Source organism: Caulobacter sp. FG7 (genome assembly GCF_057808875.1).
The window spans coordinates 157,704-173,381 of record NZ_JBMDIW010000007.1 but is presented as its reverse complement, the minus strand read 5'-3'; the positions used below and the strand labels follow the sequence as shown (position 1 = coordinate 173,381).

The 15,678-nt window shown below is 68.3% G+C and carries 15 protein-coding genes; 14 read left to right on the top strand and 1 reads right to left on the bottom strand.

Features of this window, described 5'->3' with window-relative positions; all coding sequences use genetic code 11:
• The first annotated feature begins 56 nt into the window (after positions 1–56).
• On the top strand, positions 57–1,637 hold the full coding sequence (locus tag ACODR1_RS08065) for a methyl-accepting chemotaxis protein (protein ID WP_488879982.1): 1,581 nt from the start codon (positions 57–59) through the stop codon (positions 1,635–1,637).
• Between the two features lie 257 nt (positions 1,638–1,894).
• Here the strand turns inward: ACODR1_RS08065 and ACODR1_RS08060 are convergent, their stop codons facing one another.
• The gene (locus tag ACODR1_RS08060) at positions 1,895–2,206 is read right to left on the bottom strand and encodes a hypothetical protein (protein WP_058347358.1); all 312 of its coding nucleotides are present in this window, start codon (positions 2,204–2,206) and stop codon (positions 1,895–1,897) included.
• 347 nt (positions 2,207–2,553) lie between these two features.
• Here ACODR1_RS08060 and ACODR1_RS08055 point away from each other — a divergent pair, with 347 nt between their 5' ends.
• From ACODR1_RS08055 to ACODR1_RS07995, 13 genes are all read left to right on the top strand, one after another.
• Positions 2,554–4,521, top strand: a complete 1,968-nt coding sequence (locus ACODR1_RS08055; protein WP_488879981.1) for a methyl-accepting chemotaxis protein — start codon at positions 2,554–2,556, stop codon at positions 4,519–4,521.
• Positions 4,521–4,805 (top strand): STAS domain-containing protein, encoded by a 285-nt coding sequence (locus ACODR1_RS08050; RefSeq protein ID WP_420808196.1) that lies wholly within the window; start codon positions 4,521–4,523, stop codon positions 4,803–4,805. Before ACODR1_RS08055 ends, ACODR1_RS08050 begins: the two co-directional genes overlap by 1 nt.
• Positions 4,802–5,167 carry a response regulator gene (locus ACODR1_RS08045; protein ID WP_058347355.1) on the top strand — a complete coding sequence of 122 codons (366 nt, stop codon included), beginning with the start codon at positions 4,802–4,804 and terminating at the stop codon, positions 5,165–5,167. Before ACODR1_RS08050 ends, ACODR1_RS08045 begins: the two co-directional genes overlap by 4 nt.
• A gap of 56 nt (positions 5,168–5,223) precedes the next feature.
• Complete coding sequence (locus tag ACODR1_RS08040; protein WP_488879980.1) at positions 5,224–7,545, top strand: chemotaxis protein CheA; 2,322 nt, start codon at positions 5,224–5,226, stop codon at positions 7,543–7,545.
• A 4-nt stretch (positions 7,546–7,549) separates the two neighbouring features.
• Entirely contained in the window at positions 7,550–8,014 is a 465-nt protein-coding gene (locus ACODR1_RS08035) for a chemotaxis protein CheW (RefSeq protein ID WP_101720632.1), read from the top strand.
• Positions 8,014–8,892 carry a CheR family methyltransferase gene (locus tag ACODR1_RS08030; protein ID WP_101720631.1) on the top strand — a complete coding sequence of 293 codons (879 nt, stop codon included), beginning with the start codon at positions 8,014–8,016 and terminating at the stop codon, positions 8,890–8,892. Before ACODR1_RS08035 ends, ACODR1_RS08030 begins: the two co-directional genes overlap by 1 nt.
• Positions 8,893–8,894: 2 nt before the next feature.
• Entirely contained in the window at positions 8,895–9,926 is a 1,032-nt protein-coding gene (locus ACODR1_RS08025; RefSeq protein ID WP_101720630.1) for a protein-glutamate methylesterase/protein-glutamine glutaminase, read from the top strand.
• Positions 9,927–9,930: 4 nt separating this feature from the next.
• On the top strand, positions 9,931–10,320 hold the full coding sequence (locus ACODR1_RS08020; protein WP_058347350.1) for a response regulator: 390 nt from the start codon (positions 9,931–9,933) through the stop codon (positions 10,318–10,320).
• The gene (locus ACODR1_RS08015) at positions 10,317–10,892 is read left to right on the top strand and encodes a chemotaxis protein CheD (RefSeq protein ID WP_101720629.1); all 576 of its coding nucleotides are present in this window, start codon (positions 10,317–10,319) and stop codon (positions 10,890–10,892) included. Before ACODR1_RS08020 ends, ACODR1_RS08015 begins: the two co-directional genes overlap by 4 nt.
• A gap of 5 nt (positions 10,893–10,897) precedes the next feature.
• The gene (locus ACODR1_RS08010; protein WP_101720628.1) at positions 10,898–11,287 is read left to right on the top strand and encodes a DUF8776 family protein; all 390 of its coding nucleotides are present in this window, start codon (positions 10,898–10,900) and stop codon (positions 11,285–11,287) included.
• Positions 11,288–11,294: 7 nt separating this feature from the next.
• Positions 11,295–11,897, top strand: coding sequence for a response regulator (locus tag ACODR1_RS08005; RefSeq protein ID WP_488879979.1), 603 nt, complete (start codon positions 11,295–11,297; stop codon positions 11,895–11,897).
• Complete coding sequence (locus tag ACODR1_RS08000) at positions 11,894–12,349, top strand: chemotaxis protein CheE (protein ID WP_488879978.1); 456 nt, start codon at positions 11,894–11,896, stop codon at positions 12,347–12,349. The genes ACODR1_RS08005 and ACODR1_RS08000 overlap by 4 nt, the downstream gene beginning before the upstream one ends.
• Before the next feature lie 257 nt (positions 12,350–12,606).
• Positions 12,607–15,516, top strand: a complete 2,910-nt coding sequence (locus ACODR1_RS07995) for a TonB-dependent receptor (protein ID WP_488879977.1) — start codon at positions 12,607–12,609, stop codon at positions 15,514–15,516.
• Positions 15,517–15,678: the final 162 nt, after the last annotated feature.

Below are 15,678 nucleotides of genomic sequence, written 5' to 3'. Positions count from 1 at the left end.
CATTAACCACAGACCGCGAGAGTGAACCTCGATATCTGAATCGAGGAAGCGGCCAGATGAGCCAGGACTATGCACTGAGTGACCGCGTTGCGTTCATGGGTCTCGACAATCGAGCCCGTGCGGCCCTGCGGGCTCTGCGTCCGCTCATCGAAAGGGAAATCGGCCCGGCGCTGAAGGGCTTCTACGATCGCGTCAAGGCCACGCCCGAGACCCGCAAGTTCTTCGGCGACGAGCGCCACATGGATGCGGCCGGCAATCGCCAGAAGTCGCACTGGTCGGTGATCGCCGAGGCCGATTTCAGCGACACCTACGTCAAGGCCGTGCGCGCCATCGGCGAGACCCACGCCCGCATCGGCCTGGAGCCGCGCTGGTACATCGGCGGCTACGCCCTGGTCAGCGAGCACCTGATGCGCTCGGCGATCCGCGAGGTCTGGCCCAAGGGCTTCATGGCCAAGGCCGACGGCGCCGAAAAGGCCGGCGATGCGGTCTCGGCGCTGATGAAGGCGGTCATGCTCGACATGGACTTCGCCATCTCGATCTATCTGGAGACCATCGAGGCCGAGCGCAAACGCCTGGAAGAGGTGCGCCTGGCCAACGAACGCAGCCAGACCGCCGTGGTCCAGGCCCTGGGCGAGGCCCTGTCGCGCCTGGCCGAGGGCGATCTGGCCTCGCGCCTCGACATCGAGGTCACCCCCGACTTCCAGAAGCTGAAGGGCGACTTCAACGCCGCCGTGGCGACCCTGGAAGAGGCCATGGCCGCCGTGGCCGCCGCCACCGACGGCATCCGCTCGGGCACCGACGAGATCGGCGTCGCCGCCGACGACCTGTCGCGCCGCACCGAGCAGCAGGCCGCCAGCCTGGAAGAAACCGCCGCCGCCCTCGACGAGATCACCGCCACGGTCAAGCGCGCCGCCGCCGGCGCCCGCCAGGCCTCCGACGTGGTGGCCGGGGCCAAGACCGACGCCGAGCGCTCGGGCGTGGTCGTCACCGACGCGGTCGCCGCCATGGGCGAGATCGAGACGAGCTCTCGCGAAATCAGCAACATCATCGGGGTGATCGACGAGATCGCCTTCCAGACCAACCTCCTGGCGCTCAACGCCGGCGTCGAGGCCGCGCGGGCGGGCGATGCGGGCAAGGGCTTCGCGGTCGTGGCCTCCGAGGTGCGGGCCCTGGCCCAACGCTCTGCCGAGGCGGCGAAGGAGATCAAGACCCTGATCGGCGCCTCGTCCAAGCAGGTTGAGGCGGGCGTGGCCCTGGTCGGCCAGACGGGCGAGGCCCTGCGCGGCATCGTCGTCAAGGTGGCCGAGATCGACGCCCTGGTCGGCGAGATCTCGTCCTCGGCCCAGGAACAGTCGAGCGGCCTCGCCCAGGTCAACATCGCCGTCAACCAGATGGACCAGGTCACCCAGCAGAACGCGGCCATGGTCGAGCAGACCACCGCCGCGACCCATTCGCTGAAGGGCCAGTCCAACGAGCTGACCCGCCTCGTCGGCGGCTTCAAGACCTCCCGCCAGGCGGCGCCGGCCCAAGCTGCCCGTCCGGCGCCTCGCCCGGCCGCGGCCCGCGTGGCCTCCCGTCCCGGCGCGCACCGCGGCTCGGCCGCCGTCGCCATCGACCAGGACTGGGAGGAATATTGAATTCTGTGCAGTCGGGGCGCGGCTTAGCGTAACGCGCTCCGACCAGTTTCTTCGCGCGTCTCCTCACCTGGCCCGCCGCAAGGCGGGTCTTTTTCTTGGAGAGCGTAGTCTTGGAGAGAACTGGACGTTACTTGGGGACGCCATTGTCCAGACAGCAAAACGCCCCCGCCGGTCCGGCCTTGGCGCGTCCCCTGCGGGATGCGCCGGCCTGGACCAGCGGAGGCGCTTGAAACCCCCTCTGGGAAGGCGCGTAAGTCTTACGCGCCGCCCGGGAAGCGGAACGGAACCTTCACGGTGCCGGTCTTGGAGCCCATCGGCAGCTTCTCGGCAATGCACATGGCCGCCTTGTCGAAGCCCTTGCCGGCCGCGCTGTTGTCCACGACCTTGCAGGCCGAGAGCTTGCCGGCGTCGGCGGTGCACTCAAGCATCACCTGGGCGGCGTCCTTGGTGTTGGCGAACTGCTGCAGGCAGCGGCCCATTTGATCTTCGAAACCGCCGGCGGCCGAAGCGGCCTGAGCGACGAAAAAGCTGCCGGCGATTCCCGCGGCAATAGCGATCGGATATTTCATCCCGCTGCTCCTAGTATTTTTTCTTCGTCCGTTGGACGTTGCGCCAACCGGACGCCTGCACCTTTTCGCAGCCGCAAGTTAAGATAGTCTGAGTCACCGAAGAATAATCGATATTTACTTATCGATAACCATAATGACTTGTGAATGGCGCCAAGCCGCCACATTCCACCCACTCTAGACTCAAATATGCGCGCGTACGCACACATCGATACGGGTGCGACAGGGGGTGCGACAGGGTGCGGCCATCATCCTTAACCAAAGTCAGGAAGAATTAGGAATCTATCGTGATGATCGCCTCACATTGCGGACGGTCCGTGGGCACGGCCGTCTCTTGGAGGGGATTTGTCATGAAGCGCTTTCGACTCGTCGATCTGCCGTTGATCATAAAAATCGGCTTCGCGCCGGCCTTCGCACTGCTGATGCTGGCGGCCATGGCCGTCGGGTCCATCGTCGTGCAGAAGAACCAGTCGGCCGCGCTGCAGCAGGTCGTCGAAACCGACATGCGCACCAACAGCGAGATCCAGTCGCTGTCGCGCCGCATCACCGACGCGCACGGCACGCTCTACCAGATCATGGCCTCCAAGGCCGACCCGATGGCCGCGCCGGCCGGGCCGCGCATCACCGAACTGCTCACCGAGTTCGACAACCTCGGCAAGGAAATGAAGGGCCTGTCGGCCCGCCTTCCCGCCTCCGAGCGTCCGAAGATCGACGCCCTGGTCAAGGCGCTGGCCGAGTGCCGCAGCGCCGTCGACACCGTCAGCGGCATGATCGACGTCGACGCCGGCATGGCCGGCAGCTTCGCCGCCAGCTTCGAAGACCAGTACGTCAAGATGGCCGCGCAGCTGCAGAAGGTCGTCGACGACGCGGCCGCCCGCGCCAAGACCCAGGCCGCCAAGCGCCAGGCCGAGGCCGCCGCCTCGATCAGCATCACCATCGTCCTCTCGCTCATCACCCTGGCCGCCGTCGGCGTCCTGGCCTTCCTGACCATGATGAGCACCCGCAAGTCGATCGCCGACATCGCCGGCGCCACCGAGAAGCTCTCCAAGGGCGACAACGGCATCGATCTGGAACGCCTGACTCGTGGGGACGAGCTGGGCGCCATCGTGCGTTCGCTGAAGGTGTTCCGCGACAACCAGCTGCACCTGGAGCAGCTGCGCGCCGAGCAGGAGAAGTCGGCCGCCCTGACCGCCGACGAACGTCGCGCCAAGGAACAGGCCGCCGCCGCCGCCGCCCGCGAGAGCGCCCTGGTGGTCAGCTCGCTGGCCGAGGGCCTGGAGCGCCTGGCCCAGGGCGACCTGACCTTCCGCGTCACCGCCAACTTCCCGGGCGAGTACGCCAAGCTGAAGGACGACTTCAACGGCGCCATCGCCCAGCTGCAGGACACCGTGAAGGTCATCACGGCCTCGACCGACGGCCTGCGCACCGGCGCCGACGAAATCGCCCACGCCTCCGACGACCTGTCGCGCCGCACCGAGCAGCAGGCCGCCAGCCTGGAAGAGACCGCCGCCGCCCTCGACGAACTGACCGCCACCGTGCGCCGCACGGCCTCGGGCGCCCGCCAGGCCTCGGACGTCGTCTCGACCACCCGTGGCGAAGCGACGCATTCCGGCCAGGTCGTCCATCAGGCAGTGTCCGCGATGGGCGAAATCGAAAATTCCTCCAAGCAGATCAGCCAGATCATCGGCGTGATCGACGAGATCGCCTTCCAGACCAACCTCCTGGCGCTCAACGCCGGGGTGGAGGCCGCCCGGGCGGGCGAAGCGGGACGTGGTTTCGCAGTCGTCGCCCAGGAAGTCCGCGCGCTCGCCCAGCGCTCGGCCGAGGCCGCCAAGGAGATCAAGACCCTGATCTCGTCGTCGACCCAGCAGGTCTCGGCGGGCGTGTCGCTGGTCGGCCAGACCGGCGAGGCCCTGCAGCGGATCGTGGCGAAGGTCGGCGAGATCGACGCCCTGGTCACCGAGATCGCCGCCTCGGCGGCCGAGCAGGCGACCGGCCTCAACGAAGTCAACACCGCCGTCAACCAGATGGATCAGGTGACCCAACAGAACGCCGCCATGGTCGAGCAATCGACCGCCGCGACGCACTCGCTGAAGGGCGAGACCGCGGAGCTGGTGCGCCTGATCGGTCGCTTCCGTGTGGGCGAAGGCGCCACGCAACGCTTTGAACGCCCGCGCGAAGCCGACGCCCACGTCGACTCGCCGGCCCGCAACCCCGTCGCCGAGCAACGCGCCCGGCTCGGCGCCTTCGCCCGGCCCGGCCGTGGTGGAGCCGCCGCAGCGGCCGCCCCGGTCAGCGACGGCTGGGAGGAGTTTTGATGACTGTGCTTTCGCTGCCCGAAACGCTTGATCTGAAGGCGTCGGGTCCCCTCAAGGCGGCGTTCCTGGAACGCCGCGGCGATGCGGTCGAGGTCGACGCCGGCAACGTCCGTCGCCTCGGCGGCCTGTGCCTGCAAGTGCTCCTGGCGGCCAAGACCGCCTGGGCGGCGGACGGCAAGTCCTTTTCTATCCGGGCCCCTTCGGAGGCCTTTGTCGAAACCACCCGTCTGTTCGGCGCCGAAGGGGCGCTTCTTTCGGCGGATATCCATGGAGTTCAATCGTGACGCGGACGGTCCTCACGGTCGATGATTCCCGAACGATGCGGGACATGCTGCGCATGGCCCTCGCCGGCGCCGGGTTCAACGTCGTCGAAGCGGTCGACGGCGAGCACGGGCTCGAAGTTCTTTCGGCCCATCGCCCCGACGTGATCATCACCGACATCAACATGCCCAAGCTGGACGGCTTCGGCTTCATCGAGGCGGTGCGGGTCGACGACGACTATCGCGCCATCCCGATCCTGGTGCTGACCACGGAAAGCGACCCGGCCAAGAAGGACCGCGCGCGCCGCGCCGGCGCCACGGGCTGGATCGTCAAGCCGTTCAACCCGGAAAAGCTGGTCGACGCCATCCGCCGCGTCGCGGCCTGACGTCGTTTCCCCCTGCCCGGGGGCACTGAAGACTCTCTCGTTTTAGGAACGTTGGAATGGACGAGTTAGAGGCCATCAAGGTCACCTTCTTCCAGGAATGCGAGGAACTGCTCGCCGACCTCGAAGGCGGGCTCCTGGCCATGCAGGACGGCAATGACGACGGCGACACCGTCAACGCCGTGTTCCGCGCCGTCCACTCGATCAAGGGCGGCGCCGGCGCCTTCGGCCTCGAGCCGCTGGTGCGCTTCGCCCACGTGTTCGAGACCCTGCTCGACGCCGTTCGTTCCAACGAAGTGCCTGCGACCCCGGACCTGGTCGTGACCCTGCTGCGCGCCTCGGACGTGCTGGCCGACCACGTCAGCTCGGCCCGCGGCCTGGGCGTCGTGGACGAAGCCGTCTCGGCCGCCATGGCCGCCGAACTTAAGGCCTGCACCGACCCGAACGCCGCGCCGGCTCCCGTCGCCGCGCCCGTGGTCGAGGCGGCCGCCTTCGAAGCCGCGCCCGTCGCCGCCGCCCCGGCCGAAGCGTTGATCGGGGCCGACGACGCCCTGGACGACGACGACCTCGGCTTCGACTTCCAGCCGATGACGATCACCATCGACGAGCAGGCGGCCGACGTCGCCGCCGCCGCGGGCAATGTCTGGACGGTGTCGATCCGTCCGAAGTCGGACCTCTACCGCAAGGCCAACGAGACCGCCCTGCTGCTGCGCGAACTGGCGCGCCTGGGCCCGATCGAGGCCACCCTGGACGCCAGCGCCATCCCGCCGCTGGACATGCTGGACGCCGAAGCCGCCTACGCCACCTGGACGGTGCGCCTGGAGACCGAGGAAGACGAGACCGCCATCCGCGAGGTCTTCGAATTCGTCGACGGCGACTGCGACCTGGAAATCACCCGCGGCGAGGGCCTGGCCCCCGACGCCGCCCTGGCCGCCTTGTTGGCCGGCGACGCCCCGGCGCCCGCCGCCCCGGCAGCGCCTGAGCCGACGATCGTCGCCGAGGCTCCGGCCCCGATGGTGATCGAAGCCGCCCCCGAACCCGTGGCCGCAGCCCCGGTCGTCGAAGCCGCTCCGGCTCCGGTCGCCGCGCCGGTCGCCCCGGCCCCCGTCGCTGCGGCTCCCGCCGCCCCGGCCGCCGCCAAGACCCAGCAGATCGACGTCCCCGGTCCGGGCCAGTCGGTGATCCGCGTCGATCCCGAGCGCATCGACCGCCTGATCGACCTGGTCGGCGAACTGGTCATCAACCAGGCCATGCTGGCGCAGCGCGTCGGCGAATACGGCATCGCCCCCTCCTCCAACCTGGCCATGGGCCTCGACGAGCTGGAACAGCTGACGCGCGAGATCCAGGACAGCGTCATGGCCATCCGCGCCCAGCCGGTGAAGTCGGTGTTCCAGCGCATGCCGCGCCTGGTCCGCGAAGTCGCCAGCATGACGGGCAAGCAGGCCCGCCTGGTGATGGACGGCGAGAACACCGAGGTCGACAAGACGGTCATCGAGCGCCTGTCCGACCCGATCACCCACATGCTGCGCAACGCCATCGACCACGGGCTGGAAAGCCCCGAGGAGCGCAAGGCGGCCGGCAAGAATCCGGAAGGCGTCGTTCGCCTGGCCGCCCTGCATCGCAGCGGCCGGATCGTCATCGAGGTCTCCGACGACGGCAAGGGCATCAACCGCGAGCGCGTCCACTCGATCGCGATCAAGAAGGGCCTGATCTCGCCGGAGCTGCAGCTGACCGACGAGGAGATCGACAACCTGATCTTCCTCCCGGGCTTCTCGACCGCCGACAAGATCTCGGACGTCTCGGGCCGCGGCGTCGGCATGGACGTGGTCAAGCGCTCGGTGCAGGCCCTGGGCGGCCGCATCTCGATCACCTCGCGTCCGGGCCAGGGCTCGACCTTCACGCTCAGCCTGCCGCTGACCCTGGCCGTCCTCGACGGCATGGTGGTCGACGTCGCCGGCGAGACCCTGGTGGTGCCGCTGGCGGCCATCGTCGAAAGCCTGCGCCCCAAGCCCGAAGAAGTTCGCCCGCTGGGCCCGGTCGGCTCGGTGCTGGCCGTCCGCGACAGCTTCGTGCCGCTGATCGACGTCGGCCTGACGCTCGGTTACCGCGACAGCTCGCCGCCGCCGACCGAGGGCGTCGTGCTGCTGGTCGAGGGCGAGGACGGCTCGCGCGCCGCCCTGGTGGCCGACGCCATCCACGGCCAGCGCCAGGTGGTCATCAAGTCGCTGGAGCAGAACTACCAGCAGGTCGACGGCGTCGCCGCCGCGACGATCCTGGGCGACGGCCGCGTGGCCCTGATCCTCGACGTCGACGCGGTGATCAGCCTGCGTCGCCGCGAACCGCCCCGTCCCGCCGAACCCACCCTGATCGCCGCGGAATAAGCCGATGACCGAAGAAATCACCGTCACGGGCGAACGCCGCGAACTGATCTCGTTCCGCGTGGGCGAGCAGGAATACTGCGTGGACATCATGGCCGTCCGCGAGATCCGCGGCTGGTCGCCGGCCACCACCCTTCCGCAGTCGCCCGGCTACATGCGCGGCGTCATCAACCTGCGCGGCGCGGTGCTGCCGATCATGGACCTGGCCTGCCGCCTGGGCATGCCGGTGATCGAGCCGACCGTCCGCAGCGTGTTCATCGTGGTCAAGGCCGGCGACCGCATGATCGGCATGCTGGTCGACGCGGTGTCGGACATCCTGTCGATCACCGACGACCTCGTGCAGCCGACCCCGGACCTGGCCTGCGACGCCGTTCGCAGCTTCATCCGCGGCATCATTTCCATCGACGGCCGGATGATCAGCGAGATCTCGCTCGATCGCCTGCTGCCTGAGCGCGAGGCCCTGGCCGCCTGATGACCTTCGCTCCCTCCTCCACCGATCGGCGCGAGGCCCTGGTCGACGGCGAGTTCGCCTTCACCACCCAGGACTTCAAGCGTATCGCCGAGATCCTCTACGGCATGGCCGGCATCAGCCTGCCGGACACCAAGGCCACGCTGGTCTATTCGCGCCTGGCCAAGCGCCTGCGCGCCCTGGGCCTGCGCTCGTTCAAGGAATACTGCGCCTTCGTGACCAGCGAGCAGGGCCTCGACGAGAGCCAGGAGATGCTGCGGGCCCTGACGACCAACGTCACCCGCTTCTTCCGCGAGCCGCACCACTTCGACGACCTGCGCGCCAACATCCTGGAGCCGATCGCCGACCAGGTGCGCGCCGGCCGCCGCCTTCGTCTGTGGTCCGCCGCCAGTTCGTCGGGCCAGGAGCCCTATTCTATGGCCTTCACGGTGCTGTCGGTCTGGCCGAATGCGGCCGAACTGGACATCCGCATCCTGGGCACCGACATCGACACCAACGTCCTGGCCACCGGCCGGGCCGCCGTCTATGACGAGCACCTGCTGGAAGGCGTGTCGCAATCGATGCGCGGCCAGTTCTTCGAGCGTGATCCGAGCGACCGCCGCGCCTGGCGGGTCTGCGAGGCCGCGCGCAGCCTCGTCGCCTTCCGCGAGCTGAACCTCAACGGCCCGTCGTGGCCGATGAAGGGTCCGTTCGACGCCATTTTCTGCCGGAATGTCGTGATCTATTTCGATGAACCGACCCAGGAGCGGGTCTGGAGCCGTTTCGCGCCGCTGCTGGCGCCGGGCGGCAAGCTCTATGTCGGCCACTCCGAACGCGTCGGCGCCAATGTGCGCGGCTTCGAGAGCTGCGGCCTGACCGCCTATCGCAAGACGGGGGTCTGAGCATGGCCAAGATTCGCACCCTCGTCGTCGACGACTCGGCGACCATGCGCGGCCTGATTACCGCCGCCCTCAACCGCGATCCCGAGATCGAGGTGGTCGGCGCCGCCGGCGACCCGTTCGAGGCCCGCGGCATGATCAAGGCCCTGAACCCCGACGTCGTGACCCTCGACATCGAGATGCCGAACATGAACGGCATCGAGTTCCTCGAGAAGATCATGCGCCTGCGGCCGATGCCGGTGGTCATGGTCTCCAGCCTGACCCAGGCCGGGGCCGAGATGACCCTGCGCGCGCTGGAACTGGGCGCGGTCGACTGCGTGGGCAAGCCCACCACCGCCACCGGCACCGCCGAGGCGCTGGCTGAAGTCGCCGAGAAGGTGAAGACCGCGGCCCGCGCCTCGGTCCGCACCAAGGCCGACGCGCCGGCGACCCCGGCCCGTCGCGGCGGCGCCTACCTGCCCTCGGGCGACGTGGTGGCCATCGGCTCTTCGACCGGCGGCGTGGAAGCCCTGCTGACGATCCTGTCGCAGTTCCCCGAGACCTGCCCGCCGACCGTCATCACCCAGCACATGCCGGCGACCTTCACCGCCAGCTTCGCCGCGCGCCTCGACCGCGCCAGCGGGGCCAAGGTGCAGGAAGCCGTCGACGGCGCCCCGCTTGAAGTCGGCAAGGTCTATGTCGCTCCCGGCGGCGCCACGCACCTGGAAGTCGTCCGCTCGGCCGGCCTGCGCTGCCGCCTGGTGGCCGGCGATCCGGTCAGCGGTCACCGCCCCTCGGTCGACGTGCTGTTCCGCTCGGTGGCCCAGGCCGTCGGAGACAAGGCCGTCGGCGCGATCCTCACCGGCATGGGCCGCGACGGCGCGCAGGGGCTGCTGCAGATGCGCCAGGCCGGCGCCCGCACGGTCGGCCAGGACGAGGCCAGCTGCGTCGTCTACGGCATGCCGCGCGCCGCCCAAGAAATCGGGGCCGTGGAGAAGCAGGTTTCCCTGTCCTCCATCGGCCAATCCATCCTCGATCTGGCCTCCGCGAGGCGATAGTCCCATGCCCCAAGCAAGCTCCATTTCCGTTCTCGTCGTCGATGACCAGCTGACCATGCGGGCGCTGATCCGCAACGCGCTGCAGCAGATCGGCTTCAAGGACATCCGCGAGGCGCCCGACGGCGAAGAAGCCCTGAAGAACCTGCTGGCCAAGCCGGCCAACCTGGTGATCTCGGACTTCAACATGCCGAAGATGGACGGCCTGGCCCTGCTGCGCGCCGTGCGCTCGCACCCGCCGATCCGCCAGACCGCCTTCGTCATGCTGACCGGCCGCGCCGACCGCGAACTGGTGCAGCGCGCCGTGCAGTTCGGGGTCAACAACTACTGCGTCAAGCCGTTCACCGTGCAGGGCCTGCGCGACAAGATCGAGCAAGTGTTCGGACAGCTGACATGATCGGCAGGGATTATTCTCACGACGACGAGCTGCGCGCGACCAAGGTCCACGTGACCCAGGGCGAGAGCCATGTCTCGACCGATCCCAACGTGGTGATGACCACGGTGCTGGGCTCGTGCATCGCCGCCTGCATCCGCGACCCGCAGGCGGGCGTCGGCGGCATGAACCACTTCCTGCTGCCCGACGCCGGCGACGGCCGGGGCGGCAACGGCGGCGACGCGGTGCGCTACGGCGCCTACGCCATGGAACTGCTGATCAACGGCCTGCTGAAGAAGGGCGCCCGCCGCGAGCGGCTGGAAGCCAAGATCTTCGGCGGCGGCAAGCTGTTCGACAGCCTGTCGGACGTCGGCGCCAGCAATGCGGCCTTCGCCGAGCGTTTCCTGCGCGACGAAGGCATTCCGATCGTCTCGTCCAGCGTCGGCGGCGTCTCGGCCCGCCGGGTCGAGTTCTGGCCGGTCACCGGCCGGGTGCGCCAGCGCCTCGTGGCCGTCGACAACGCGCCGCAGGAAGTGCGTCGTCCCGCCCCCATTCCCCAGCCCGCGTCCAACGCCGGCGACCTGGAGCTGTTCTAGTCCTCATGACCGCCCCGTCGACCGCCGCCGCCGATATCGTCGTCTCGCCGGATCACCAGCTTCCGGTGGGCGAACTGTCGCGCCGGCTGGCGGCCGAACTGGCGGCCGCGGCGACGATCTGCCGCGAGTGCGAGCACGTGGCGGGCGAGCTGGCCACCGGCGGCGCAGCCCTCGAGAACATCACCCGGCTTCAGGCCCTGGACGAACTGAGCCAGCGCCTGCACGGCCTGTCGGATGTTCTGGCCCGCATCAGCCAGCACGCCTCGGGCGAATGGAGCCTGTCGGTCGACCCGCTGCTCGAAGGCCTGGGCCTGGCCGACCTCGTCGTGCGCCTGCGTTCCGACCAGGAGCATTCCGGCTGGGGCGCCGAGGCCGGCGAGCTCGACTTCTTCTGAGGCGTCGATGCCCGAGCCGCTAAATCCTTCGACTCGGATCAATCTCGAGCGGGCCACCGTGCTGGTGCTCGACGACAATGGCGCGTCCCTAGACATCCTGTCGGGCGTCGTCTCCGGCTTCGGCGTGCGCACCCTGCACCGTGCGGAGTCGGTGAAGGACGCCCAGGCCCTGGTGAAGATCCACACCTTCGACCTGATCATCAGCGACGTGCAGATGCCCGAGGTCGACGGCTACGAGTTCATCCAGTGGCTGCGGCGCGAGGCGCCCGAGCAGAACCGCTATGTCCCGGTGATCCTGGTCACTGGCCACACCCGCATCTCGCAGGTGTTCAAGAACCGGGACGCGGGAGCCAACTTCACCGTCGCCAAGCCGATCACGCCCAAGGTGTTGCTGGAGCGGATTTTCTGGGTGGCGCGCGAGGAGCGAGCCTTCATCGAGTGCGATACGTACATCGGGCCCGATCGACGGTTCAAGCACGAGGGGCCGCCGCCGGGGACGGACGGCCGACGCAAGGACGACCTTCAGGGGGAGGTTGGGGATGCCCAGGAGCCCAACATGTCCCAAGAGGAAATCAACAATCTGATGAAGATCGCGAAGGTGCAGATATGACCGTTCGCAAGTTCCGTCCGCCCAACCGCCTGGCCTCGATGATCAAGGACCGCGGCGGCCTCATGGCCAAGGACGCGCTCGCCGCCGCCGAGGCCAATGTCGAGGCCCTGCGCGAGAGCTCGCTGGCCGCCCTGGACTCCGCCCTGGAAGCCATCGAGGCCCGCTTCGGCCCCGGCGCTCCCGATCGCGCCAGCGAGGAGTTCGAGACCCTCTACACCATGACCCTGAAGGTCGTGGACGTGTCCGGCTTCGCGGCCGACGCCGGGGTCGACGAGGCGGCCGTATCGCTGTGCGCCCTGGTCGACGCCTGCGCCGAGGCCCAGGCCTGGCGCTGGGACGCCGTCGACGTCCACCTGTCGGCCCTGCGCCTGCTGCGCAACGTCGGCGCCAGCCTGCCGGCGGAGCATCGCCGGGGCATGCTCGACGGCCTGCACAAGGTGGTTCAGCGCTGAATCCCGCACTTTCGTAGCGCCGGCGCCACGTTCGCGCCGGTCGTTACAACTGTTACCGGTCCCATCACTTGATGCGTCCTCCGGTGTTTGTTACGCGTTCGTTGCTACCGGTGTCAGAGAACTCCAACAAGGAGTGACACCGGTTTCCAGAATGACGGCCGAGAACGGTCGCGTGGGAAGGACGCGGGACTGTTTCGAAGCCACGGCGGGGTCTCTCCAAGGCCGCGCCGCAACGAAACGAACGGGAGGAGGAACAAATGTCCTACGGACATGCTGCGCGCCTGCGCGCTCTGAAGATCAGCGTCTCGGCCGGCGCCGTCGCCATGGCCCTGGCGGCCGCGGGTTCGGCCATGGCCCAGGAAGCCCAAGCCACCACCGAGGACGACGCCGTCGAGGCCGTCGTGGTCACCGGCTTCCGCAACAGCCTGGCCAAGGCCCTCAACGTCAAGCGCGAGGAAGCCGGGGCCGTCGACTCGATCCTGGCCGAGGACATCGGCAAGTTCCCCGACCTCAACCTGTCGGAATCCATCCAGCGCATCCCGGGCGTCGCCCTGGCCCGCGACGGCGGCGAAGGCCGCCAGATCTCGGTGCGCGGCCTTGGCCCCCAGTTCACCCGCGTGCGCATCAACGGCATGGAAGCCCTGACCACGGCGGGCAGCGCCGACTCGTCGGGCGGCACCAACCGCGGCCGCTCGTTCGACTTCAACATCTTCGCCTCGGACCTGTTCAACTCGATCACGGTGCGCAAGACCGCCGAGGCGACGACGGAAGAGGGCTCGCTGGGCGCCACGGTCGACCTGCGCACCGCCCGCCCGTTCGACTACAACGGCTTTGCGATGTCGGCCTCGGCCCAGGCCGGCTTCAACGACCTGTCGGAGAAGACGACGCCCCGCGGCGCCTTCATGATCTCCAACACCTGGGCCGACGGTAAGCTCGGGGCGCTGTTCTCGATCGCCTACACCAAGCGCAAGACCGTCGAGGAAGGCCACAGCTCGGTGCGCTGGGCCACCGGCAACGCCTTCGGCCCGGGCTTCGACGCCTGCAACCGCACTTCCGAAGTCGTGGGCAGCCCGGGCTACACTGTTCCCGACCTCACCCGCTGCGGTTCGAACGCCACGCTTCCGGCCCTGGCCAACCCGAACGCCGCCGCCCAGGCCAACAACGCCGCCCTGCACCCGCGCTTCCCGCGCGTCGACCGCTTCCAGAACGACCAGGAACGTCTGGGCGCCACCTTCGCCCTGCAGTTCCAGCCCTTCGAGGGCACGACGATCTCGTTCGACGCCCTCTATGCCGACCTGAAGGGCACGCGCGAGGAATCCTACCTGGAGGCCCCATCCTTCAGCACCGGCAATCCCTGCACCACCGCCAACGTCGCCACCAGCTGCGGCATCGCCGACACCAACGTGGTCTCCTCGACCATCCAGGACGGCGTGATGGTCAAGGGCGTGTTCGACGACGTCGACCTGGCCGTCGAGAACCGCTTCGACAAGCTGCGCACCAAGTTCACGCAGTTCTCGCTGACCGGCGAACACCAGATCAACGACAAGTTCACGATCAACGGCTTCGTCGGCCACTCGGAGTCGGACCACACCAACCCGGTCCAGACGACGCTGCGCTTCGACTACTTCAACGTCGACGGCTATGGCTACGACTACACCGACAGCCGCAATCCAAAGTTCAACTACGGCAACGCCGCCCTGACCGACCCGACCAAGTGGCGCCTGACCCAGATCCGCCTGCGCCCGCAGACGGCCCTGAACACCTATGACGCCGCCCAGGCCTGGGGCGTCTACAAGCTGAACGACACCTGGACGCTGAACGCCGGCCTGAACTTCAAGCAGTACGACTTCGAGACCACCGAGATGCGCCGGACGGTGGGCACGACCACCAACCAGGAAACGGTGATCCCGGCGGCCATCGCGGCCATGTCGCTGGCCAACTTCTCCACCCTGGCCACCCTGGGCGGCGCCCAGACCATCCTCCCGAGCATCGCCAAGGCCGTCTCGGCGCTCAGCCTCAACGACCCGACCGCCTATGGCGGCGCCTTCCGCCTGGGTTCGGAGCCCTCGCTCGGCAACAACCGCAGCGTCTCCGAAGAGAACCGCGGCGGCTACGCCCAGGCCGACTTCCGCACGGAAGTGGGCGACTGGGGCCTGCGCGGCAACTTCGGCGTCCGCTACGTGAAGACCAAGCAGTACGCCACCGGCTACACCTATGTCGGCGGCGCGCCGGTCGCGATCTCGTCGGGCCGCGAATACGACGACACCCTGCCGTCGATGAACCTGGTGCTGGAGCCGACCGACAGCTTCCTGATCCGCTTCGGCGCGGCCAAGGTGATGTCGCGTCCGGACCTGGGCAGCCTGACCCCGGGCTCGACGGTCAGCGTCTCGGGCACCGCCCGCAGCGTCACCGCCGGCAACCCGAACCTGGATCCGTTCCGCGCCAAGACCTTCGACCTGGCGTTCGAATGGTACTTCCAGAGCCAGGCCCTGCTGTCGCTGGCCCTGTTCCAGAAGAACATCGACAGCCTGGTGCAGACGGTCACCACCTCGACCACCTTCACCGGCAACCCGTTCGGCATCCCCGACAGCGTCGCCATCGCCGCCTGCGGCACGACGGTCGGCTGCAGCCCCTCGGCGCAATGGAACTTCTCGACCCCGGTCAACACCGACGGCGGCAAGGTCAAGGGTTTCGAGGTCAATTACCAGCAGCCGTTCAAGTTCCTGCCCGGCTTCCTGGCCAATACCGGCGTGCTGCTGAACTACACCTACGTGAAGTCGGACGTCGACTATGTGAACTCGACTGGCGCCGTGGTGGCGACGACCGACCTGACGGGCCTGTCGCGCAAGGGCTACAACGCCACGCTCTACTACGAAGACGCCAAGTGGAGCGCCCGCGTCTCGGCCTCGTACCGCGACCGCTACCTGACCCGCGTGCTGGGCCAGGAGAACACCACGGCCGCGCCGATCCCCTACGACGGCACCAACGAGACCTTCAACGTCGACGCCTCGGTGCAATACACGCTGAACGACCAGTTCAAGATCACCCTGGAAGGGGTGAACCTGACCGACGAATACCAGGACCAGTTCACCGGCACGCAGAACATGCCGGTGGTCTACCACCACACGGGTCGCGAGATCCTGCTGGGCCTGCGCTACAAGTTCTGATCAGGACTTAGGAAGCGCCCCGCCTTCGGGGGGAGGCGGCGGAAAGGGCGTCGGCGAAAGCCGGCGCCCTTTTTCGTGGCTCCATATGCTCCCCCTGAAGGGGGAGCTGTCGCGGAGCGACTGAGGGGGAAGGGACTGCTGCGATTGGGGCTGCGCTGACTT

Excerpts from the sequence above, each read along its gene's own strand:
- ACODR1_RS08065 (WP_488879982.1), top strand. The coding sequence starts at position 57 with ATGAGCCAGGACTATGCACTGAGTGACCGCGTTGCGTTCATGGGTCTC.
- ACODR1_RS08060 (WP_058347358.1), bottom strand. The coding sequence starts at position 2,206 with ATGAAATATCCGATCGCTATTGCCGCGGGAATCGCCGGCAGCTTTTTC.
- ACODR1_RS08055 (WP_488879981.1), top strand. The coding sequence starts at position 2,554 with ATGAAGCGCTTTCGACTCGTCGATCTGCCGTTGATCATAAAAATCGGC.
- ACODR1_RS08050 (WP_420808196.1), top strand. The coding sequence starts at position 4,521 with ATGACTGTGCTTTCGCTGCCCGAAACGCTTGATCTGAAGGCGTCGGGT.
- ACODR1_RS08040 (WP_488879980.1), top strand. The coding sequence starts at position 5,224 with ATGGACGAGTTAGAGGCCATCAAGGTCACCTTCTTCCAGGAATGCGAG.
- ACODR1_RS08035 (WP_101720632.1), top strand. The coding sequence starts at position 7,550 with ATGACCGAAGAAATCACCGTCACGGGCGAACGCCGCGAACTGATCTCG.
- ACODR1_RS08030 (WP_101720631.1), top strand. The coding sequence starts at position 8,014 with ATGACCTTCGCTCCCTCCTCCACCGATCGGCGCGAGGCCCTGGTCGAC.
- ACODR1_RS08025 (WP_101720630.1), top strand. The coding sequence starts at position 8,895 with ATGGCCAAGATTCGCACCCTCGTCGTCGACGACTCGGCGACCATGCGC.
- ACODR1_RS08020 (WP_058347350.1), top strand. The coding sequence starts at position 9,931 with ATGCCCCAAGCAAGCTCCATTTCCGTTCTCGTCGTCGATGACCAGCTG.
- ACODR1_RS08015 (WP_101720629.1), top strand. The coding sequence starts at position 10,317 with ATGATCGGCAGGGATTATTCTCACGACGACGAGCTGCGCGCGACCAAG.
- ACODR1_RS08010 (WP_101720628.1), top strand. The coding sequence starts at position 10,898 with ATGACCGCCCCGTCGACCGCCGCCGCCGATATCGTCGTCTCGCCGGAT.
- ACODR1_RS08005 (WP_488879979.1), top strand. The coding sequence starts at position 11,295 with ATGCCCGAGCCGCTAAATCCTTCGACTCGGATCAATCTCGAGCGGGCC.
- ACODR1_RS08000 (WP_488879978.1), top strand. The coding sequence starts at position 11,894 with ATGACCGTTCGCAAGTTCCGTCCGCCCAACCGCCTGGCCTCGATGATC.
- ACODR1_RS07995 (WP_488879977.1), top strand. The coding sequence starts at position 12,607 with ATGTCCTACGGACATGCTGCGCGCCTGCGCGCTCTGAAGATCAGCGTC.